Source organism: Streptacidiphilus rugosus AM-16, assembly GCF_000744655.1.
Lineage (GTDB): Bacteria > Actinomycetota > Actinomycetes > Streptomycetales > Streptomycetaceae > Streptacidiphilus > Streptacidiphilus rugosus.
Genome location: NZ_JQMJ01000003.1, coordinates 687,844 through 708,780, shown reverse-complemented (window position 1 = coordinate 708,780; position 20,937 = coordinate 687,844). Strand labels below are relative to the sequence as shown.

Genomic DNA, 20,937 nt, shown 5'->3' with positions numbered 1-20,937 from the left:
GAACTCCCGAACGGAGCGGAACGGGGGCGACAGGTGCTCGACGAGAGCGAGCTGACGCAGTTGGTGGCTGCTGCCCAGGCGGGTGACCAGGCGTCACTGGAACACCTGCTGCTCAAGCTGCGGCCGTTGGTCATGCGGCGCTGCGCCAAGTTCCTGCCCCACCACGCCGACGCGGAGGAGGCCGCCCAGGACGCCCTGCTGTCCGTCAGCCGGCATCTGCACGAGTACGGCGGGCGCGGCTCGTTCCTCGGCTGGGTGACGGTGATCGCGTCCAACGCCGCCAGGTCCACCTACCGTTCGATGCGCCGCCGTGCGGAGGACAGCCACGCGGTCCTCCCCGAGGACGTGGACCCCCGGACGACCAGCGTCATCGCGGGCACCCGGATCGACCTGATGGAAGCCCTCACCGTCCTGGAGCGGCAGCATCCGGCGCTGGCGGAGTCCTTCGTGCTGCGGGATCTCGGGGACCTGACCTACCTGCAGATCGCGGAGACCCTGGACACGCCGCTCGGCACCGTCAAGGACCGTATCCACCAGGCTCGCCGCTTCATGCGCGACCGCCTCACCGACAGCGTCTGAAGGCTCGGGTGCGAGCACGGGCCGTCGTCGCCGTCCTTGTCGCAGCCGCCGTGCTCGGCGTGCTGAGCGGCCGCTTCGTCCTGCCCGCCCGGTCTCCGTCCCCTGCGGCATCGGCCGCATCGGCAGCGGCTCCCAGCCGCAGCGTGACCGGCCCGAAAGCCGCCACCGGACCGGTGACAGAGCGGAACCTGCTGTCCGCGAAGACCCTCGCGGGTGTCGGCGTCACCGGCCACCTCTACGTCCGGGACCGGGTCGGCGACGGGCACTACGCCAACGGGGACTGCGCCGGGGAGAAGACCCTCAGCCAGGCCCTCGGCGGGCCGGTCGCGCACTTTCGCGGCCTGATGACGTCCGCCGCCGCCTCGGCCGACGACGCCACCATCGCCGTCGACCAGCACGCGCAGATCGCCAGGGAGGTCGCCGCCGACGCCGGAACTCCGGCGCTGGCACAGAACTTCGCCGAACGCCTGGTGCTGGAGGAGTTGCCCTGCCAGAACGAGCCGCCCGGCCACTGGGTCTACGGGCCCACGCACACCCTCGCTCTCGCGCCGGGCGTCAGCGCGAGCTGGATGGGCCTTTACGAAGGGGCCAGGAACACCACCGGGACCGCGCCGCCGGGCCGGGAGCCGTGCGGCGGCGTCTCCTTCCTGCGCAGCGGCTCGCACTACGCCGTCCTGGAGGTCGACGCCTGCCTGGGCACGGAGGCGATGACGACGCTGGTCCGCACCGCCGTGTCACAGCTCTGAAACAGCGGCCGACCGGTCCAACTTCTCCCTCCGGGCCGACATCTCCCCGGTTGTACGAGGACGCAGAGCGCGTCCCGACCACCAGGGGGATGAGATGTCCGAGAACCAGACGACCCGCAAGAAGTTCGCCCGTCGCGGCCGTGTCGCGGCAGCCGTGTCCTGCGTCGCCGCCGCCCTGGTCGCGGTGGGCGTCTCCGTCCAGCCCGCGACCGCCGACGGAGCCGCGCACGCCGCGCACCGCTCGGCCTACTCGGCGCCGGCGGCCGCACCCGCGCTCGCCGCACCCGGCCTCGGCTCGCAGAACCTGCTCCAGAGCGGCGACTTCTTCCAGCAGGGCCTGGCTCCGGCCGCCGCGACGATCGGCCTGGCCGGGAAGCAGGCCCTCTCGGCGTGCTCGGGCGAGGAGACCATGCGGGTGCTGACCAAGGGCAAGGCGGTCGGCTACGCCGACGTCAGCTGGTCCTTCGACACCCGCGCCGGCCTGCTGACCGAGTCCGCCGCGGACAGCTCCACCGTCGCCTCGGCGACCTCGCTCGAGAAGCAGCTCAACGCACTGGTCGGCAGCTGCCGGAAGGAGCCGGCCGGCCACTGGCACTACGGCGCCCCGCAGGCGCTCGCCGTCACCGGCGGCGAGGGCCACTGGTACCCGGCCTACAGCGGCGACGGCGTGCTGTCCGGCGGCGTCGCCGTCATCCGCAGCGGCCACCGCTCCGCCATCGTCGAGCTGACCGGAGCCCCCAGCCACGACCCGGCCTCCCTCAAGGGCCTCGTCACCGCCGCGATCCACCGACTGGCCGGATGACCCCTCGACACACCGCGGCCTCCGCCGCGGTGTGTCGAGGCCGCCGGGGCGGGAGCCGGCACCTCCTCACGGGGGTGGAGGAGGTGCCCACCGCGCCCGACGCCACGTTCCACGAAGCCACCCGGAACACGACGAAGGCGTCCAGGGGTCCGTCTCACTGGAGGAAATGGCGGCTCTCCTTCGTGGCCAGGAGGGCTGATGTCCGATGGGCTACGTCATGCGCTTCACCCCGCACGCGCAGCGTGAACTGCTGAAGATCGACCGTTCCGACACCTTGCGCATCCTGCGCCGCCTCTCCGAATGGCAGAAGGCGATGGATGCCGGCAACACGGGCATGCTCGACGTCAAGGCGTTGCAGGGGCAAGCGGACCGATGGCGGCTCAGGGTGGGCGACTACCGGGTGATCTACACCATCGAGAACGGTCAGCTGATCATCTGGGTCGTGGCCGTGGCCGACCGAGGCGGCATCTACCGCCAGAACCCTTGACCCAGGCGTGGTTTCGATACGGCGAGGGCCCCGACCGAAGAACGGTCGAGGCCCTCGTCCCCTCCGGCATCGCGTTCGGAGGCGCGAAGGCTTGCAGTTGACATCCAGGCAGCTGCAACCCCGGAAACGACGAGGACCCGGACGCAGTAGCGTCCGGGTCCTCGTCTGCCCTGATGGGCGGGTGCGGAGGATACGAGATTCGAACTCGTGAGGGGTTGCCCCCAACACGCTTTCCAACTGTTCGTCCGGGGGTCCGGGCGGGTTCGCCAGCGTCCTGACCTGCGGCGCGGTGGTTGACGCGGGGGCGCTTGAACCCCCTCGTACGGAGCTGAATGCAACCCGAACTGCAACCCTCCCTCAGGTCGGTCAGCGCATGCCCATCTCTCGATCACGACCGGCGAGAACAACCTCTTCGGCGGCCTCCTCCAGGGATTTTGGGGTGTACCTGGCGCCCTCTCGGGCGGGGCGGCGCGCCCGCTAAGAGTCGTGGTCCAGTCGCGTGTGCCGCCCGGCTTGGTCTGTCCTGGATGAGCTATGCAACTGCTGTGAGCGGGCCGGCTGCACGGATCTGGAGGCGGACGCTGGGGTTGGTCAGGTAGGCCATCGGGGTTTGAGCGAGGTGGGTGATGACGGTGGCGTCGGGGTCGGCGCCGGCTTCGATGGCCTGGAGACGGACTTGGTCGCAGAGGGCGTCGATGGCGTCCTGAAGTTGGTCGTCGGAGGGCAGGACGTGTTCGGTGCTCGCACCGATGTGGGCGGAGGCGGCTCCGACGGCGCAGGCGATGTCGGAGTGCGGCGGAGTGTGAACCTGGGACACGCCGTCTATGGCGCGGGCGATCAGGGGGGCGGCTCCACCGACGAGGACGAGGGGCTGGCAGGTGCTGCTGGTGATCATGTTCTCGATGGCGAGTTGGATCTGCTCGTCCATGGCGGCGAGGGCTGCTTCGAGCAGAGGTGCGTGGTCTGGGGCCGGGGTGTGGGTGCCCAGGCTGAGGCGTGCTCCGTGGACGGCGGCGTCGCTGAGGGTAAGGGTGGTGCCGCCGAAGGCGAGGGCCTGGGGGTTGATGCGATGGGCCAGGGAGTCGGGGCCGAGGCGAACGCCTCGTCCGGTGGAGTGGATTCGGGTGCCGCCGCCGATGGGGATGGAGAGGGTGTCAGGCATGGGTGAGTTGAGGCGGATGCCGCCGATGGTGACTCCGGTGGTGCTCTGTCGGGGGTATCCGCCGACGAGTACGGAGAGGTCGGTGGTGGTGCCGCCGACATCGGCGACGATGCCGTCGGTGATGCCGCTGAGGACAGCGGCGCCGCGGACGGAGTTGGCGGGCCCGGAACCTATGGTCAGGACAGGGAAGCGGGCTGCGCGGGCGGTGTCCATCAGGGTGCCGTCGTTCTGAACGAAGTGGATCTGGGCGTTCAGGCCGAGTTCGCCGGTGGCGGTGGTCAGGGCGTCGGTGACGCGGGAGGCGACGTGGTGGAGGGCCGCGTTGAGGATGGTGGCGTTTTCCCGCTCGAGTAGGCCGAGGGCGCCGATCTGGTGACTGAGCGAGATCGGGACGGCGTGTCCGAGAATGGCGCGCGCCCTGGCCGCGGCTTCGGTCTCGTGTTCGGGGAACGAGGGGGCGAAGACGCTGGTGATGGCCAAGGCCTGGACGTGGGGGGCGATCCGGTGCAGGAAGCGGTCCAGCGCGTCGTGGTCGAGCGGCCGCAGCGGACGCCCGTCGATGTAGTTGCCGCCGGCGATGAGGCAGGTGTCCAGCAGAAGGGCGTCGCGCAGGTCGTCGGGCCAGCCCTCGGTCGGAGGGAGGCTGTCGCCCGCGGGTGAGCCGATACGGACGACGCCCGTGCGGGCGAGGTCGTGGCGTTCGACTACGGCGTTGGTCGCGTGGGTGGTGCCGAGCATGACATGTCGCACACGTTCGGCGTCGGGGCCGAGTTGGGCGGTGACGTCGCTGAGGGCGTTGCGGATGCCGGTGGTGACGTCGGGGGTGGTGGGGGTCTTGGTGCGGGCGACGATGCGGTGGTGGGCGTCGAGGACGGCGGCGTCGGTGTTGGTACCGCCGACGTCGATGCCGATGCGCAGGTCAGGCTGCATGGGTGTGGTGCTCCTCGACGGGGTGGTAGGCGAAGGTGTAGCCGAAGGCGGCCGGGCCCGCGGTGGCCAGGCCCTTGGGGGTTCGCCACAAAGGGTCGCAGGGCCAGGCGAGGCAGGTCACGCGTTGGCCGTAGCGAAGGGTGTCGGTGGTCAGTGGGGTGGCGGTGTGGGTGTCGAGCAGGGTGATGAGGTCGGGGATGCTGGCGCGGATGTGTCCGTCTTCGCGGACGGCGAGGTTCTCGTTGAGCAGGTCGACGATGGCGGTCCGGCCGTGGAACGTTCCGGTGCCAGTGATGGTGACGTGCCCGCGGGTGAAGCCCTCCAGGGTGTCGCGACGCACTTGGGTGATCTTGCCTTCGGCCAGGACCATGGCGCCGAGGTCGGCCATGACCGCGGCGAGGGGGTCACCGCCGTGGAGGAGGCGGCCCAGGTGCAAGGCGCGGGTGAGGGTGCCGCGGATGACGGCGGTGCGGGCCTGGTCACCGGTCATCAGGTAGTCGGCCATGACGGCCGAGCTGCCGGAGGCGACGCACAGGGCGCGCGACCAGTGCTCGGACCAGTCGCTGCCGGTGGGGCGCAGGGTGGCGACGTTGCCTTGGACGTCGGCCAGGACGACGAGGTCGGTGGGGATGCCGGCGACGTTCATGGAGACCATGGGCAGTTCGGGGAAGGCCCGGCCCATGCCGTCGGCGTCCAGCAGGGGCAGGCCGAGGGCGGCGGCCCAGCCGACGGGGGCGACGCCGTTGGCGCCGCCGATCTCGGTGGCCATGACGGCGGCGACGCGACGGCCGGTCTGGCGCTCGACCTCGTCGCGGACCAACTGGGCTTCTCGGCCGGAGAAGAGCATCTCGTCGGCGACGGTGGGGGCGCCGATAGCGGACAGAGGCAGCACCAGGTCGTCGGGGCCGAGGGCGTCGACGTCGATCAGTGTGACGGGTCCGTGGTCGCGCAGGACCTTGGCAGCGCCCAGGACTTCTGAGTCGACGGCTCCGCCGCCGCCGGTGCTGAGCAGGGCGCAGCCTGCTGCGTAGGCGGAGAGGTCGGCTTCGGTGAGGGTGGTCATCGGGGGTCCTGGGTGGTGGGCTGCTGGGAGCGGGGGTGGCGGTAGCGCCACAGCGCCAGGTAGACGAGGCAGGCTGTGACAGGGCCGGTGATGGAGGACAGGTCGGCGCCGTCAAGTGCGTGCGCGACGGGGGCGGTCCATGCGGTGGTGTTGACGCACAGGGCCGCGACGGCGGTGCCGGCGATGAGCGCGGCGGCGCCCGCGGGATTGACCCCACGGCGGTACCAGTGCCGTCCGGCGGGTGTCTCGTCGTGCAGTTCCAGGCCGTCGTAGCGGTTGCGGCGCAGCATGATGTCGGTGATGTAGACCGCCATCGAGGGACCGAGGAACGCGACGGTGAACTGCAGGATCGAGTTGAGGGTGTCCAAGAAGTGGGAGGCGAACAAGGCGTAGACGGCGACGCCCCCGCCGACCGCGGCGTCGATCAGGACGGTGCGCGAGCGGCTGGCGCGGATGCCCAGGGCCTGCAGGCACAGTCCGGAGGAGTAGGTGGTGAGGATGTTGTTGGTGACCGATCCGATGACGACAACGCCGAGGAACAGGGGATAGAACCAGCCCGGCACGATCTGTGCGATCGAGGTCTGCGGGTCGTTCATGTCGATCCGGGTACCGGCCAGCACCCCGAGGCCGGCGAGCACCACCGCAGGCACGAAACCGCCGGCAGCGGTGAACAGCATCACCCTCGGCTTGGACACCGTGGCCGGGAGGTAGCGCGCATAGTCCGCGCCGGTGCCCCAGGACAGCGGGTTCGAGGCGATGATCGTAAAGCCGATCAGCGCGGTGCTCAGCAGATGGGTGCCGTGCAGCGGCGGGACGGGGCGGTAGCCGGTGCGGACATGGGCGATCACGAAGGCGCCTGCGACAGCCATGACCAGGCCGAGCAGGGCGCTGAACCAGGTACTCAGCCGCACGATGGTGGCATGGCCGTAGACGCTGACGGTGAAGGTGACGGCAGCGATCAGAGCGAGGATGACCGCCTTGACCGGCCAGCCCACCGACAGTCCCAGCTGGTCGGCCAAGGCGAAGCCAGCCAGTGACCCGAGGGCGAGATTGACCGCCTCGTAGGCGACGCCGATCGCCCAGCCCGTCCCCGCGCTCAGCACCCGATTGCCGCGAATGCCGAACATCGACCGGCTGACGACGACGCCGGGCGTGCCGGAGGTCGGGCCGGTGACGGCCAGCGCGCCGACCCCGAGCCACAGGAGGTTCCCGGCGACGACGACCGCGAGGGACTGCCACACCGACAGGCCCAGAAGGATCATCGTGCCGCCGAGCACGAAGTAGAGGTAGGTGATGTTGGCGGCGAGCCAGACCCAGAACAACTCGCGGGGGTGCCCGTGGCGCTCGGCCGGCGGGATCCAGTCGATACCCCGTGCCTCGATCCGGCCGGGGAAGTCGTGCGGTTCCGCTTGCTGCGCTGGTCTGTGCGCGGGCGGCGACTGCGTGTTTTCCATGGCGAGCACCTCGTCCCGTTGTTGTTCACCCGAACAACACTTGCGGGAGACTGTGCACCGCACCTGCTCACACTGTCAATGGCCGACCCGTCCGGGTTTGCTACAGTCGCCGCCATGCCCCAGGCCCCCGCCCGCATGGCACCCGCCCAGCGCCGCGCCCAGATCATCGACGGAGCCGCCGAAGTCGCGTGGGCCCAAGGCCTGGCCAATGTGACGCTGCGCCGGGTCGCCACCCAGGCGAACATCACCTACGGGCTGGTCAACCACTACTTCCCCGCCGTGAACGACCTCGTCGCAGAGGCGTTCTCCGTGCTTGCCACCCGTGACCGGCAGGATGCCGAGCGCGACTGCTCGACCGGCGGCACCGCCCTCGGACAGCTGCGACTGCTGCTCGCACGCTGGGTCCGCCCAGACAGCGACCGGATGGGCCTGCTCTGGCTGGACGCCTGGAGCCTCGCGGCCGAGAACCCCGCCCTGCGCCAGGCGATCGACCAGCGCATGGGGGACGGCCACCGCCTGGTCTCAGGCATACTCACCGCCGGCATCCAGGAGGGCACGTTCCGGCCCCATGACCCCGAAGCTGTCGCCTGGACACTGCTCACCCTCTTGGACGGACTCATCGTCCACAGCTCACTGCAGATCAACGCTCCGCGCATCGACGTCACGGCCACCGTGCGCAACCTGCTGGAAGATCAACTCGGCCTTAGCAGAGGCGATCTGACGATCCAAGCTTGACTCTGTCGGTGATCTTGTTCGGTCGGTCGGGCTGGCGAGCGTGGTCAGTGGGCAGGCTCGTGATGGTGGTGCAGGCCGACCCATTCGCGAGGTGCGCGTTGTCCGTCCGTCCCCGTTCCGGCGAGCAGGTTCCCGCTCTGACTGCGCAGTTGCACCGGCAGCCGATCCGAGTGAGAGAGCTGGGGTAACTACGCCCTCGGCCGGAATCACCGACGTGCCCGGCGATGAGGTGTCGCTGGGCCAGGGCAACTGCAACCCCGAAAACGACGAGGACCCGGACACGATGCGTCCGGGTCCTCGTCTGCCCAGGCGGGCGGGTGCGGAGGATACGAGGTTCGAACTCGTGAGAGGTTGCCCTCAACACGCTTTCCAATTCTCCTCGGCGCTGTCCGGTGCGGCGCGCACCCGTTCTGACCTGCAGCGAAGTGGGCCTCGCTGAGGCCAGTGCACCCTGGCGCACGGGCATGAACGAGACCCGAACTGAGACCGGCAGGCCTGCCAGGGCTACTTGCTGTAGTGGTATCGGCAGGCGATGACGCACACGGTGTCCGCCTGCTCGTCGAGCACGTAAACCAGGCGGTGCTCCTGGTCGATCCGACGGGACCAGGCCCCGGCGAGTTCGTGACGCAAGGGTTCGGGCTTGCCGATCCCTTGCTGGCCGTTGCGGCGGATGTCCTCAATCAACTGGTTGATGCGCCTGAGCAGCCGGCGGTCGTTCGCTTGCCAGTACAGGTAGTCGGCCCAGCCGCCGTCAGTGAACTGGATCTTCATGCCGACTGCTCGGCGGCGTCCTCGGGGTCGATCAGTTCGCGGCTCTGCATCCGGCCTTCCTCGTAGTCCCGAAGGGACTGGCGCAGGTGATCGGCGTTGGCGGGAGAACGCAGCAGGTAGTCGGTCTCGCGGAGCGAGGCGTACTCAGCCAGGGAGACGACGACCAGCGGCTCATGGCCGGCCCGGGTGATGACGAGCTCTTCGGCGTCGTCCTCGACAGAGTCGAGGGCGGCGGCGAGGTTACTGCGGAGCTCAGTCGCGCTCATCGTCTTCATGGCGTACAGAATAACGTACGTTATTGGCTCGGGCTAGAGGGCGAGCCGCCTCGCGGCGTCGGACCACGGCTGGGGTTCGGGCGCGTCGGCGGACAGCATGACCTCCTCCTCCCACCATCCGGTGCCGTCGAGCCAGGACTGCAACCACTGTGCGAGGGACGGCGAGTCCGTGAACCAGGCCTCGGCCCAGTCGTCGGGGCCCGCATTCGGCTCGAAGAGCAGGACCGGCGCAACGGGATCCAGGCAGTCCACCGCTGCGGACATGCCGCAACCCCAGTCCAGGAGCGGCAGCAGGCCCTGCGGCCAGTATTCGCAGGGCCCGTACTCGGCGACCGCCGTCCGCCCCTCGCCGATCAGCGGAAAGAGGAAGTACTCGGGGCCGAAGCCGCCATTGGCCACCTCCTGGTACAGCCGCGCCAGCAATGGCGGGAGCGCGAAACCCAGTTCACGCTCGGCCGTAGCGACCTCGCGGGCACCCACCGGCGCCGGCAATCCGCCCCTCTCCCGCTGCGCCCGCTCCCGAACCCGAGCGATGAGTCCCGAAAAGTCTTCTACGGCTCCAGCCCACTGGCCGTGCCGCCCGTCCTGGTCTGCCATGCCCCGAAACGTAGCGCTGCCCACTGACAGTCAGACGAAAATGCAGAAGGCCCGCACTGGTTTCCCGGTGCGGGCCTTCTACCTGCGGAGGATACGAGATTCGAACTCGTGAGGGGTTGTCCCCAACACGCTTTCCAAGCGTGCGCCCTAGGCCACTAGGCGAATCCTCCGTGGGAGAGCTTACTAGATGTTTGGGGGTGCTCGTGCACACGGTCGACGCAGGTCGGGGGCGGGCGGGTGATCGGGGGGAGGGGCGGTGAGAAGTGGGGCCGGGATCCGGTAGTGTGGGCGTCAGCCCCTCGTGTGGCGCTATCTCGCTGAACCCCCCCAGGGCCGGAAGGCAGCAAGGGTAGGTGAGCTCTGGCGGGTGCACGGGGGGTCCTTGCGTTGTAAGGCCACCGCATTGTCGGTGGGGACCGTTAGGGTCGGTGACGTGTCGCTCGCTCTCTATCGCCGCTATCGCCCCGAGACCTTCGCCGAGGTCATCGGGCAGGAGCACGTCACCGGGCCGCTGCAGCAGGCGCTGCGGAACAACCGGGTCAATCACGCCTACCTGTTCAGCGGGCCGCGCGGCTGCGGCAAGACGACGAGTGCGCGCATCCTGGCCCGCTGCCTGAACTGCGAGCAGGGCCCGACGCCGACACCCTGCGGGGAGTGCCGGTCCTGTCTGGACCTGGCCCGCGGAGGCCCCGGGTCCATCGATGTGATCGAGATCGACGCCGCCTCGCACGGTGGCGTCGACGACACGCGCGACCTGCGGGAGAAGGCGTTCTTCGCGCCCGCCTCCAGCCGCTACAAGATCTACATCATCGACGAGGCCCACATGGTCTCGACGGCCGGCTTCAACGCCCTGCTCAAGGTCGTCGAGGAGCCGCCGGAGCATCTCAAGTTCATCTTCGCCACGACCGAGCCCGAGAAGGTCATCGGCACGATCCGCTCGCGGACGCACCACTACCCCTTCCGGCTGGTGCCGCCCGGCGTCCTGCGCGACTACCTCGCCGAGGTCTGCGGGCACGAGAGCATCCAGGTCGAGGACTCCGTCTATCCGCTGGTCGTCCGCGCGGGCGCGGGGTCCGTGCGTGACTCGATGTCGGTGATGGACCAGCTGCTCGCCGGCGCCGACGCCGGCGGTGTGACGTACGCCATGGCCACGGCCCTGCTCGGCTACACCGACGCCACCCTTCTTGACGAGATCGTCGATGCCTTCGCCACCCAGGACGGCTCGACGGTCTTCGGGATCGTCGACCGGGTCATCGAGGGGGGTCACGACCCGCGGCGCTTCGTCGCCGACCTGCTGGAGCGGCTGCGGGATCTGGTGATCCTCGCCGCCGTCCCCGACGCGGGCGAGAAGGGCCTGATCGACGCCCCGGCGGACCGGGTCGCGCTGATGGACCAGCAGGCGCAGCGCTTCGGCGCCGCCGAGCTGAGCCGCGCGGCCGACATCGTCAACACCGGCCTCACCGAGATGCGCGGCGCGACCTCCCCCCGTCTGCAGCTGGAGCTGATCTGCGCCCGGGTCATGCTGCCCGCCGCCTTCTCCGACGAGACCTCGCTGCAGGCGCGACTGGAGAAGCTGGAGCGTCGCGGCCTGGTCGGCGGCGCGGTGGCGGGAGGCGCCCCGGTGTTCGCCGCCGCGCCGGCCCCGGAGTCGACGCCGATCGCCGCAGCGCCCGCGATGCCCGCGCCGACGCCCGTGCAGCCCGCCGCTGCGGTGCCACCGGCCGCCCCGGTGGCGTCGGCGGCGGCCACCGGACGAGCGCCCGGCGCGTGGCCGGTGGCGCCGAGCTTCGGCCAGCAGCCCCCGGCGCGGCCGGAGCCGCAGGCGGCGCCCGCCCCCACACCCACGCCCGCCCAACCGCAGGCTCCCGCGCCGGCCGCCGCCGAGTCCGGCGGCGCAGGCGCGGGGGGAGTGAGCGCGGCGCAGGTGCGCCAGGTGTGGCCGCAGATCCTCGACGCGGTCAAGGGCCGCCGCCGGGTCACCTGGATGCTGCTGCAGCAGGCCCAGGTCGCCGGCTTCGACAACGGCGCGCTGCAGCTCGGTTTCGAGCACGCGGGGACGCGCGACGGCTTCGTCAACGGCGGCCACGACGAGATCCTGCGGCAGGCGCTGCAGGAGGCGCTCGGGGTCTCCTGGAAGGTGGAGTGCCTGATCGGCCCGGCCGGAGGCGCCGCCGGGCGGTCCTCCGCGCCGGCGCGGCCGCAGGCCGCGCCCGCCCAGACTCCCGCGCCGTTCCAGGCCCCGGCCGCGCCGCCGGCGTTCCAGCCGACGCCTGCGCCGGCGCCCGCCCCGCCCAGACGCCGCCGCCCGCGCAGCCGGCGTCCCCGCCGCCCGCTCCCTCCGCCTACGAGGGCCCGGACGACGACGACATGCCGCCGCCCCCCTTCGATCCGGAGGAGGACATCCCCGAGCAGGACATCGCCTCCGTCTCGGGCCACGATCTGATCATCCGCGAGCTCGGGGCCACGGTGATCGAGGAGATGACCAAGGACAGGGACCGGTAGGTCCGGTCGCATCGGGTCCAGCACGCGGCGACGGGCGGCTGCGGCATCCGGCGGCAGACGGCTGCGAGCCCGGTCAACCGGCTTCGTCCGCGACTGACGCCGATCCGACGCACCGACCACGTAGGCTCACCCTGGAGCGGTCCCGCTCCCCCGAGTCCGACCGACAGGCACGACAGGAGCGCCCATGTTCCCCGGTGGTGGCCAGCCCGACATGCAGGCCCTGCTCCAGCAGGCACAGCAGATGCAGCAGCAGCTCGCCCAGGCACAGGCCGAGCTCGCCGCGGCCGTCGTCGACGGCTCCGCCGGCGGTGGCCTGGTCAAGGCGACGGTCAGCGGTGCGGGTGAGCTCAAGGCCCTGGTGATCGACCCCAAGGCGGTCGACCCTGAGGACACGGAGACCTTGGCCGATCTGGTCCTCGCCGCCGTGAGGGACGCCACGGCCGCCGCGCAGCGCCTGGCGGCCGAGCGGCTCGGCCCGCTGGCCCAGGGCCTGGGCGGCGGTGGCGGCATCCCCGGTCTGCCCTTCTGACGCCACCGCGCGGCGGGTGCACCGGGCACCCGGAAGTGGTCGTGTCGTAGAGCTGTGACGCGCACCCCGACCGGAGGATGATGGGCCCCGAAAAGGCAGAAACCCGGCACAGCCGGCAGAGCATCCGAGCGGGCGGCGAGAACGACCGCCCGAGGACGAGAGAGAGCAGGTAGCGCGGCGTGTACGAGGGCGTGGTCCAGGACCTCATCGACGAGTTGGGCAGGCTGCCCGGCGTCGGGCCCAAGAGCGCGCAGCGGATCGCCTTCCACATCCTTCAGGCCGATCCGGTGGACGTGCGCAGGCTCGCGCACGCGCTGAACGAGGTCAAGGAGAAGGTCCGCTTCTGCGCCGTCTGCGGGAACGTCTCCGAGTCGGAGCTCTGCCGCGTCTGCCAGGATCCGCGACGCGATCCCACCCTGATCTGCGTCGTGGAGGAACCGAAGGACGTCGTCGCCGTCGAGCGCACCCGCGAGTTCCGCGGGCGGTACCACGTGCTCGGCGGCGCGATCAGCCCCATCGAGGGCGTCGGCCCGGACGACCTGCGGATCCGCGAGCTGATGACCCGGCTCGCTGACGGCACGGTCACCGAGCTGATCCTGGCCACCGACCCCAACCTCGAGGGTGAGGCCACCGCCACCTACCTGGCCCGGCTGCTCAAGCCGATGGGCCTGAAGGTGACCCGTCTGGCCAGCGGCCTGCCGGTGGGGGGAGACCTGGAGTACGCCGACGAGGTCACCCTCGGACGGGCCTTCGAAGGGAGACGACTTCTCGATGTCTGACACGCACTCCACACCGTCCCTGCCGCCTTCCGCGCCGGGCGACGGCATGCCCGACGACTTCGCGGTGCAGATCGCCGACTCGGTGGAGAGCTTCCTGCTCTCGCTCCCCGAGATCGCCAAGGGCGACGAGCCGGGCAGCGCGATCAGCCTGCTGCTGCTGGAGGTCTCCCAGCTGCTGCTGACCGGCGGCCGCCTGGGCGCGATCGAGGACGTCCTGCCCGAGGACCGCTACGAGCCGGACACCGGCCCGGACTCGGACGAGGACGACCTGCGGCAGCGCCTCGCCGAGCTGCTCGCGCCGATCGACGTCTACCACGAGGTCTTCGACCCGTACGGGCCGCCGGACAAGCCGATGCCCTGCCGCATCTCCGACGACCTGGCCGAGGTCGTCACCGAGCTGCGCCACGGCATGGTGCACTACCGCGAGGGCCGCGTCTCCGAGGCGCTGTGGTGGTGGCAGTTCTCCTACCTGGCGAACTGGGGCTCGACCGCGACGAGCGTGCTGCGCGCACTGCAGTCCCTGGTGGCGCACGTGCGGATGGACAGCCCGATCTCGGCGCCCGTCGACGGCACGGACACCGACCACGACGGGCTCACCGACGAGCAGTTGGAGCAGCAGGCCGGCGACCTGATGGCGGCCGAGCTCGGGATCTGACCCCGGTCCACGCCCGGTGCGCACGCCGTTGCCGCGCGCGTCGCCCGCGCGCGTCACCCGCACCCTGCGCCGCCGCCACGACGTGGCGGCGGCGTCTCACATGGCATCGGCGCCTCACATGGCGTCGACCCCGGCCAGCAGCCGCCGCAACAGCCCGTTCAGCTGCGCGATCTGGTCCGGGGTCAACTGCTCCGTGCTGCGCCGCTGCACCTCCGCGCCGCCGGTGACGGCGCGGTCCAGCAGGTCGAGACCCGCAGGCGTCAGCGTGACGCGGAGCCCGCGCCGGTCGTGCGGATCGGGTGAGCGGCGCACCAGCCCGGCCTTCTCCAGCCTGTCCAGACGCCCCGTCATACCGCCGCTGGTGAGCATCAGCGTGGCGGTGAGCTCGCGCGGCGAGAGCGTGTACGGCTCCCCGGCACGGCGCAGCGTCGCCAGCACGTCGAACTCGCCGCGGCTGATGCCGTAGGCCTGGTAGGCCGTCTCCATCCGCTCGCCCATGCCCCGCGCGCACCGGTGGACGCGGGCGAAGAGCTCCATCACCTCGGTCTCCAGGTCGGGACGCACCTGCGCCCACTGCCCCATGATCCTGTCCACGGCGTCGCCCCCACTGTCCATGGCACCAGCATGCCAGAAAATCGCTTGCCGATAAGTAGCTTAGTGGTAAGTTAATTTTCAACAAGCTACTCACCACGGGGGCGGGCGATGGCAGTCAGGCGCGACGGCGCAAGGAACAGCAGCAGGAACAGCAGCAGGACTGGCGGCCAGGGGCGCGACCGGGTCGACGCGCGAGGCTTCAGGGGCCGGCGGATCCTGCTCGCCGGGATGGCCGTCGACTCGCTCGGCTCCGGCATGTACATCCCGTTCAACCTGGTCTTCTTCCAGCATGTGACGCACCTGCCACTGGCCCTGATCGGCGCCGTGCTCACCGGTACCGGACTGCTCTCCCTCGCCTTCCTCCCGGCCATCGGCAGCGCCGTCGACCGCTTCGGCGCGAAGCCGGTGATCCTGGGGCTCTACGCCGCCCGAGCCGTCGGCTTCGCGCTCTACCCACTCGCCACCGGGCTCCCGCTCTTCGCCCTGCTCGCCCTCGTGACCGGCCTCGGCGACCGCGGCTACGCCGCCGCGCAGCCGGCCTGGATCGGCGAGCTGACCTCGGGCAGCGCGATGGACCGGCTGCTGGCACTCAGCCGCTCGCTGCGCAACGCCGGAATGGGCGGCGGCACACTGCTCGCCTCGGCGCTGATCGGAGGGCTGGGCGACAGCGGCTTCCTCGCCGCCGCCTGGCTGAACGCGGCCAGCTTCCTCGGCGCCGGCCTGCTGATGCTGCGGGTCCAGCCGCCCGCCCACGCCGCCGGACAGCCACGGACGGCAGCCCGCGCCGATGCGGCCCGAGCCGAAACACCCCACGCCGACACAGCCCGAGCCGACACGCCCCACGCCGACACGGCCGCGGGTGGCACGGCCGCGGTCGGCTACCGCACGGTCCTGCGGGACCGCCCCTACCTGGCCCTGACCGCGGTCAACTTCCTGGTCTCCTTCGGCTTCACCTCCCTCTCCACCCTGCTGCCGATCTTCGCGCTGGGGGTGCTGCACCTGCCCGCCGCGCTCACCGGCACCGCCTTCGCCCTCAACACCGCCGTCGTCGCCCTGGCCGCCGTCCCGGCCACCCGGCTGATCCGCAGGATCGGTACGCGGACCCGGACCGGCGCCATCGGCGCGGCGCTCTTCGCGGCCGCCTTCCTCGGCCAGGCCCTGCTCGGCACGCTGCGCCCGCAGAACACCACCGTGGCGCTGGCCGCCCTGCTCGGCGGGGTGCTGCTGGCGACGGCCGGCGAACTGCTCTACTCGGCGGGCTCCTCGGCCATGGCGAGCAGCGCCGCTCCGGCCCCCGCCCGCGGCCGCTACCTGGCCACCTACATGCTGAGCTGGTCGCTGGCCCAAAGCCTCTCGGCCGGCCTCTACACCAGCACGCTCGCCGTCGACGGCCGGCTGCCCTGGCTCATCGTCGCGGCGGCCGCCGCGACCGGAGCCGCGCTGCTGCTCCGGCTGACCCGTCGGCTCCCCGCGGAGGCGGTCTACCCGACCTCGCTCCTGGTCGGCGAGAATGTGTCCAAGGACACAGCGACCGCACCCGTGGCCGCCGCTCCCGCAAATCCCGCTCCCGCCGTCGCCGCGCCCGGCAAATCTTCCGCCCCGGCCGTCGCCGCCCCGAACGCCCGATGATCACTATCTGATACGGCCGTCCCACGGATCGGACAGCATCCGCCGCCACAGGGCCGATCGCTAGACTGGCGGACGACCACAGGCCTGCCGGATCCCACTCGGTGCGGCCAGGACCACAAGAGTCGAGGAGCGCACGTGGGCCTTGTCGTGCAGAAGTACGGCGGCTCATCCGTAGCGGATGCCGAGGGCATCAAGCGGGTCGCCCGACGGATCGTCGACACCAAGAAGGCCGGCCATGAGGTCGTCGTCGTGGTGTCCGCCATGGGTGACACGACGGACGAGCTCATCGATCTCGCGGAGCAGGTGTCGCCGTTCCCGGCGGGCCGCGAGCTCGACATGCTGCTGACCTCCGGAGAGCGCATCTCCATGGCCCTGCTGGCGATGGCGATCAAAAACCTCGGCCACGAGGCCCAGTCGTTCACCGGCAGCCAGGCCGGCGTCATCACCGACTCCGTCCACAACAAGGCCCGCATCATCGACGTGACGCCGGGTCGTATCCGCGCCGCGCTCGACGGCGGCAACATCGCGATCGTGGCCGGCTTCCAGGGCGTGTCCCAGGACACCAAGGACATCACCACGCTCGGCCGCGGCGGCTCGGACACCACCGCCGTCGCGCTGGCCGCCGCGCTGGACGCCGAGTGCTGCGAGATCTACACCGACGTGGACGGCGTCTTCACCGCCGACCCGCGCGTGGTGAAGAAGGCCCGCAAGATCGACTGGATCGGCTTCGACGACATGCTGGAGCTGGCCTCGTCCGGCTCCAAGGTGCTGCTCGCCCGCTGCGTCGAGTACGCGCGCCGCTACGACATGCCGATCCACGTCCGCTCGTCCTTCTCCGGACTGACCGGCACCTGGGTCTCCAACCGGCCGCGCGTCTCCCTGGACGCGCAGTCCGCCAACCTCCAGACCAAGCCCGAAGGGGGCGAATCCGACATGGAGCAGGCCATCATCTCCGGCGTGGCCCACGACACCTCCGAGGCGAAGGTCACGGTCGTCGGCGTCCCCGACAAGCCGGGCGAGGCCGCTCGCATCTTCCGCGCCGTCGCCGACGCCGAGATCAACATCGACATGGTGGTGCAGAACGTCTCCGCCGCGTCGACCGGGCTGACCGACATCTCCTTCACCGCGCCGAAGAACGAGGGCCGCAAGGCCATCGAGGCGCTCGAGCGGGTCCAGGAGTCCATCGGCTTCGAGGCACTGCGCTACGACGACCAGATCGGCAAGATCTCCCTGGTCGGCGCCGGCATGCGGTCGCACCCCGGGGTGACGGCCACCTTCTTCGAGGCGCTGTCCGCTTCCGGCGTCAACATCGAGCTGATCTCGACCTCCGAGATCCGCATCTCGGTCGTGACCCGCTCCGAGGACGTCACCGCCGCCGTCCAGGCGGTGCACACCGCGTTCGGCCTGGACAGCGAGAGCGACGAGGCGGTCGTCTACGGAGGCACCGGCCGATGAGCCGACCGGACGCCCGTACGGGCGGTGCTCGGCCCACCCTGGCCATCATCGGCGCCACCGGTGCCGTGGGACGGGTGCTGGTGGAGCTGCTCGCCACCCGTGCGGACGTCTGGGGCGAGGTGCGCCTGTTCGCCTCCCCCGACGCGGTCGGCACCGAACTGCCGATCCTGGGCCGCACCGAGCCGGTACGCGCCCTGGAGCCGGGCTGCTTCGACGGCGTCGACGTGGCCCTCTTCGAGGCGCCGGAGGAGGTCGTCAGGGTCTGGGCCCCGCTCGCCGTGGCGGCGGGCGCGGTCGCCGTGGACGGCTCCGCCGCATTCCGGCTGCACCCCGACGTGCCGCTGGTCGTCCCCGAGATCAACCCGTCCGCCGCCCGCATGCGGCGGATCGGGATCGTCGCCGCGCCGCGCTGCGCGACGCTGGTGCTGACCGTCGCCCTGGCCGCCCTGCACGCCGAGTTCGAGCTGCGCGAGCTGGTCGTCACGGCCGCGCTGGCCGCCTCGGGCCGGGGCAGGATCGGCATCGACACGCTTCGCCGACAGACCTCCGAGGTCGGCGCGGACCCGACGGTCGGCAGCCGCACCGGCGACCTGCGCCGGGCCGTCTCCGAGCAGGAGGACGACCCCTTCGAGGCGCCGCTCGCCCTGAACCTGCTGCCCTGGGCCGGGGACACGGCCGAGGACGGCTGGTCCAGCGAGGAGCTCGGCCTGCGCAACGAGACCCGCAAGATCCTCGGCCTGCCCGAGCTACCGATCTCGGCCACCTGCCTGCGCGTGCCGGTCGTCAGCGGCCACTCGCTCACCGTGCACGCGGTCTTCGAGAACGAGCCCGACGTGGCGCGGGTGCACGAGATCCTCGACTCCTCGGCCGGCGTTGTGGTCTACGACGACCCGGCGAAGGGCGAGTTCCCGACCCCCGCGGACGTCGTCGGCTCCGACCCCACCTGGGTCGGCCGGGTGCGGCGTTCCCTGGACGACCCGCACGCGATGGAGCTCTTCCTGTGCGGGGACAACCTGCGCAAGGGAGCGGCGCTGAACTGCGTGCAGATCGCCGAGCTCGTCGCCGCGGAGTGAGCGGCGGGCGCGGGGCGCCGGAGCGCACGGAACCTGCCCGAATAAGGGGAGTTCGTGCAGACCTCGGAACCGGCTTTCGCACCGCTGACGTGGCCCGTACCGTAGTGTCCCTGAACACGGTGTCACGGAGGGGCCGGGTGACGTACAACCCTCGGGGCGGGTCATGCGTCCAACTGGCGTGCCACAGACCCTGGCGCTTCCGATGACGGCGCCCTTCACGCCCTTCACGGCGGCGGCCGACGCCGCCGCGCCCGCCGCCGTCGGCGCGAGCGTGGACCATCTCACCGAGACCTACCAGGCCCACTACGGCTCGCTGCTGCGCCTGGCCGCGCTGCTGCTGGACGACGCCGCCTCCTGCGAGGACGTGGTCCAGGAGGCCTTCATCCGCGTGCACTCCGCGCGCCGCAGACTGCGCGACCCGGACAAGACGCTCGCCTACCTGCGCCAGACGGTGGTGAACCTCTCCCGTTCGACGCTGCGCCGCCGGATCATCGGCCTGCGACTGCTGCAGAAGCCGATGCCCGACATGGCCAGCGCCGAGGAGGGCGCCTACGACGCGCTGGAGCGGGACGAGCTGATCCTGGCCCTGCGCGGGCTGCAGCGACGCCAGCGCGAGGTGCTGGTGCTGCGCTACTTCTCCGACATGACGGAGGCTCAGGTCGCGGATGCGCTCGGCATTTCCGTAGGCTCGGTCAAGGCCTACGGATCCCGCGGACTGGCCGCGCTCCGGATCACCATGGACAGCGACGGCAACGGGGGCGGCGCGGGCAGCGGCGGCACCGCGAAGAACGGCACCACGGGTACCGGCACGGGATTCGGTGCGGAGGGGAGGCAGTGATGAGCGCGGACCGGCGCTCGCGCTACCTGCGCGTCGTGCGACCCGGCTCGGGCGCTTCGCCCGACGCCGCGCCGTCGACCCCGCCGCTCCCGATGGAGCCGCCCAGCACCCCGCCGCTCTGGCTCGACCGGCCGCTCCCGCCCCGCCCGGCGAACCCGCCGGGGCAGAACGGCGAGATCGGCCGCACCGGCCGGACCGTGCCGATCGACGAACCCGACGACCCGGTCGCGGCCGCGCTGCGGGCGCGGCTGCACAGCGCGGTCGGCGGCCTCCAGCCCGCCCCCCGCTCGCTGGAGCGCCTGCGGCACGCGGTGCCGCAGCGCCGGGCGCTGCGTCGGCGCGCGTACGGCGGCGCGGCGGTCGCCGCGGCACTGGTGCTGCTCGGGCTGACCACGCTGCACACGATCAGCCCGGACACCGTGGGCATCGCCCAGTCCAGCGAACCGGGACGGCAGCTGCCGGGACCGAATCCGTCCGGCACCGGCCGGGACCGCCCCGACGGCAGCAGCCTGACCGGCGGCAACCCGACGCCCGGCGGCACGATCCTCGCCTCGCTGCTGCCGAGCCCGACCGCGGGCGGAGTCCTGGTCCCGCTGCCCTCCGGCGGCGTCACCTCCGTCGCGACCGCCTCGCACACCCTGACGCCGTCGGGGCCGCTGCCGGAGTGCGGCCGGAGCCAGCTCGGCAACGGCGCGGCCGGGGTGGCGCAGCCGGACGCGTCCGGGGTGGTCTACGGGTCCTTCGCGGTGAGCAACGTCTCCACGAGCGCCTGCCAGGTCAGCGGGGCCGGCGTGATCGCCGTGCTCGCGGCGGTCGGCACCGACAGCACCCGGTTCACCGTGCTGCCGCACACCCTCAACGACCCGGCGGGCGCGCTGCCCGCGCCGAACCCGCGGCATCCGGTGGCGGCCCTCGCCCCCGGCCAGTCCTACGTGATCGACTTCGCCTGGGTGCCGGGGGTCTGCGCGTCGGGCGTGTCCACCAGCCCCAGCGGCAGCCCCACCGACTCGTCGTCCCCGACCCCCGCCGCGGCGTCGGCCGCGACCGAGGGCGCCGCGGGTGCGACGGCGGGCTACGTGCCGGCGGCGGCGACCGACAGTCCGAGCGGCTCCGCGGCCACCGGGTCGCCCGGTCCCGGCAGCAGCGTCGCGCCGGGCGGTCCGAGCGTCCAGCTCGGGCTCGTCCCGGCCGCGGGCGGCAAGGCGGCGGCGACCACGACACTGACCAACGCCTGCGCCGGGACCATCTACCGCACGGACCCGCTGGCCGCTCCGCGGTAGCC

Annotated in this window: 21 protein-coding genes, 1 tRNA gene and 1 other RNA gene; 15 read left to right on the top strand and 8 right to left on the bottom strand. The window is 71.6% G+C overall.

Going from position 1 to position 20,937, the window contains the following annotated elements:
• The first annotated feature begins 33 nt into the window (after positions 1 to 33).
• The 4 genes from BS83_RS06660 (at position 34) to BS83_RS06645 (ending at position 2,614) form a co-directional block, all read left to right on the top strand.
• Positions 34 to 579 (top strand): RNA polymerase sigma factor, encoded by a 546-nt coding sequence (locus BS83_RS06660; protein ID WP_037601908.1) that lies wholly within the window; start codon positions 34 to 36, stop codon positions 577 to 579.
• An 8-nt stretch (positions 580 to 587) separates the two neighbouring features.
• On the top strand, positions 588 to 1,325 hold the full coding sequence (locus BS83_RS06655; protein WP_157596980.1) for a hypothetical protein: 738 nt from the start codon (positions 588 to 590) through the stop codon (positions 1,323 to 1,325).
• Between the two features lie 94 nt (positions 1,326 to 1,419).
• The gene (locus BS83_RS06650; protein ID WP_037601906.1) at positions 1,420 to 2,127 is read left to right on the top strand and encodes a hypothetical protein; all 708 of its coding nucleotides are present in this window, start codon (positions 1,420 to 1,422) and stop codon (positions 2,125 to 2,127) included.
• 205 nt (positions 2,128 to 2,332) lie between these two features.
• The gene (locus tag BS83_RS06645) at positions 2,333 to 2,614 is read left to right on the top strand and encodes a type II toxin-antitoxin system RelE family toxin (RefSeq protein WP_037601904.1); all 282 of its coding nucleotides are present in this window, start codon (positions 2,333 to 2,335) and stop codon (positions 2,612 to 2,614) included.
• 532 nt (positions 2,615 to 3,146) lie between these two features.
• Here BS83_RS06645 and BS83_RS06640 read toward each other — a convergent pair.
• The 3 genes from BS83_RS06640 to BS83_RS06630 are packed head-to-tail and all read right to left on the bottom strand — an operon-like array spanning position 3,147 to position 7,223.
• A complete protein-coding gene (locus BS83_RS06640; protein WP_037601902.1) occupies positions 3,147 to 4,706 on the bottom strand; it encodes a hydantoinase/oxoprolinase N-terminal domain-containing protein in 1,560 nt (519 codons plus the stop codon).
• Entirely contained in the window at positions 4,696 to 5,769 is a 1,074-nt protein-coding gene (locus tag BS83_RS06635; RefSeq protein ID WP_037601901.1) for a DUF917 domain-containing protein, read from the bottom strand. Before BS83_RS06635 ends, BS83_RS06640 begins: the two co-directional genes overlap by 11 nt.
• Positions 5,766 to 7,223, bottom strand: coding sequence for a purine-cytosine permease family protein (locus tag BS83_RS06630; protein ID WP_051942714.1), 1,458 nt, complete (start codon positions 7,221 to 7,223; stop codon positions 5,766 to 5,768). The genes BS83_RS06635 and BS83_RS06630 overlap by 4 nt, the downstream gene beginning before the upstream one ends.
• A gap of 114 nt (positions 7,224 to 7,337) precedes the next feature.
• Between BS83_RS06630 and BS83_RS06625 the strand changes: the two genes are divergently transcribed.
• Positions 7,338 to 7,958, top strand: coding sequence for a TetR/AcrR family transcriptional regulator (locus tag BS83_RS06625; protein ID WP_037601899.1), 621 nt, complete (start codon positions 7,338 to 7,340; stop codon positions 7,956 to 7,958).
• 504 nt (positions 7,959 to 8,462) lie between these two features.
• On the opposite strand, the gene BS83_RS06620 is transcribed toward BS83_RS06625, so the two are convergent.
• The 4 genes from BS83_RS06620 to BS83_RS06605 all read right to left on the bottom strand — a co-directional run bounded on the left by BS83_RS06620 (position 8,463) and on the right by BS83_RS06605 (position 9,771).
• A complete protein-coding gene (locus BS83_RS06620) occupies positions 8,463 to 8,729 on the bottom strand; it encodes a Txe/YoeB family addiction module toxin (protein WP_037601897.1) in 267 nt (88 codons plus the stop codon).
• A complete protein-coding gene (locus tag BS83_RS06615) occupies positions 8,726 to 9,004 on the bottom strand; it encodes a type II toxin-antitoxin system Phd/YefM family antitoxin (RefSeq protein WP_037601894.1) in 279 nt (92 codons plus the stop codon). Before BS83_RS06615 ends, BS83_RS06620 begins: the two co-directional genes overlap by 4 nt.
• 33 nt (positions 9,005 to 9,037) lie before the next feature.
• Entirely contained in the window at positions 9,038 to 9,601 is a 564-nt protein-coding gene (locus BS83_RS06610; protein WP_051942713.1) for an SMI1/KNR4 family protein, read from the bottom strand.
• 85 nt (positions 9,602 to 9,686) lie between these two features.
• A tRNA-Ser gene (locus tag BS83_RS06605) sits at positions 9,687 to 9,771 on the bottom strand.
• 120 nt (positions 9,772 to 9,891) lie between these two features.
• Here BS83_RS06605 and ffs point away from each other — a divergent pair.
• From ffs to BS83_RS06585, 5 genes are all read left to right on the top strand, one after another.
• Positions 9,892 to 9,988: signal recognition particle sRNA small type (gene ffs / locus BS83_RS42775), an RNA gene on the top strand.
• A 46-nt stretch (positions 9,989 to 10,034) separates the two neighbouring features.
• Positions 10,035 to 12,044, top strand: coding sequence for a DNA polymerase III subunit gamma and tau (locus tag BS83_RS06600; RefSeq protein WP_157596976.1), 2,010 nt, complete (start codon positions 10,035 to 10,037; stop codon positions 12,042 to 12,044).
• 243 nt (positions 12,045 to 12,287) lie between these two features.
• A complete protein-coding gene (locus BS83_RS06595; protein WP_037601892.1) occupies positions 12,288 to 12,632 on the top strand; it encodes a YbaB/EbfC family nucleoid-associated protein in 345 nt (114 codons plus the stop codon).
• A gap of 179 nt (positions 12,633 to 12,811) precedes the next feature.
• Positions 12,812 to 13,411 carry a recombination mediator RecR gene (recR, locus tag BS83_RS06590; RefSeq protein ID WP_037601890.1) on the top strand — a complete coding sequence of 200 codons (600 nt, stop codon included), beginning with the start codon at positions 12,812 to 12,814 and terminating at the stop codon, positions 13,409 to 13,411.
• The gene (locus tag BS83_RS06585; RefSeq protein WP_051942712.1) at positions 13,404 to 14,066 is read left to right on the top strand and encodes a DUF5063 domain-containing protein; all 663 of its coding nucleotides are present in this window, start codon (positions 13,404 to 13,406) and stop codon (positions 14,064 to 14,066) included. The genes recR and BS83_RS06585 overlap by 8 nt, the downstream gene beginning before the upstream one ends.
• A 114-nt stretch (positions 14,067 to 14,180) precedes the next feature.
• Here BS83_RS06585 and BS83_RS06580 read toward each other — a convergent pair whose 3' ends face one another.
• A complete protein-coding gene (locus tag BS83_RS06580) occupies positions 14,181 to 14,681 on the bottom strand; it encodes a MarR family winged helix-turn-helix transcriptional regulator (RefSeq protein ID WP_037601888.1) in 501 nt (166 codons plus the stop codon).
• Positions 14,682 to 14,768: 87 nt separating this feature from the next.
• Between BS83_RS06580 and BS83_RS06575 the strand changes: the two genes are divergently transcribed.
• The 5 genes from BS83_RS06575 (at position 14,769) to BS83_RS06555 (ending at position 20,935) form a co-directional block, all read left to right on the top strand.
• Positions 14,769 to 16,289: an MFS transporter gene (locus tag BS83_RS06575; protein WP_084713176.1), complete on the top strand. Its 1,521-nt coding sequence runs from the start codon at positions 14,769 to 14,771 to the stop codon at positions 16,287 to 16,289.
• 135 nt (positions 16,290 to 16,424) lie between these two features.
• Positions 16,425 to 17,744, top strand: a complete 1,320-nt coding sequence (locus BS83_RS06570; protein WP_037601887.1) for an aspartate kinase — start codon at positions 16,425 to 16,427, stop codon at positions 17,742 to 17,744.
• Positions 17,741 to 18,817 (top strand): aspartate-semialdehyde dehydrogenase, encoded by a 1,077-nt coding sequence (locus BS83_RS06565; protein ID WP_037601885.1) that lies wholly within the window; start codon positions 17,741 to 17,743, stop codon positions 18,815 to 18,817. The genes BS83_RS06570 and BS83_RS06565 overlap by 4 nt, the downstream gene beginning before the upstream one ends.
• A 202-nt stretch (positions 18,818 to 19,019) precedes the next feature.
• Positions 19,020 to 19,655 (top strand): SigE family RNA polymerase sigma factor, encoded by a 636-nt coding sequence (locus tag BS83_RS06560; RefSeq protein ID WP_232248077.1) that lies wholly within the window; start codon positions 19,020 to 19,022, stop codon positions 19,653 to 19,655.
• Complete coding sequence (locus BS83_RS06555; RefSeq protein WP_037601883.1) at positions 19,655 to 20,935, top strand: hypothetical protein; 1,281 nt, start codon at positions 19,655 to 19,657, stop codon at positions 20,933 to 20,935. The genes BS83_RS06560 and BS83_RS06555 overlap by 1 nt, the downstream gene beginning before the upstream one ends.
• The last annotated feature ends 2 nt before the right edge of the window (positions 20,936 to 20,937 follow it).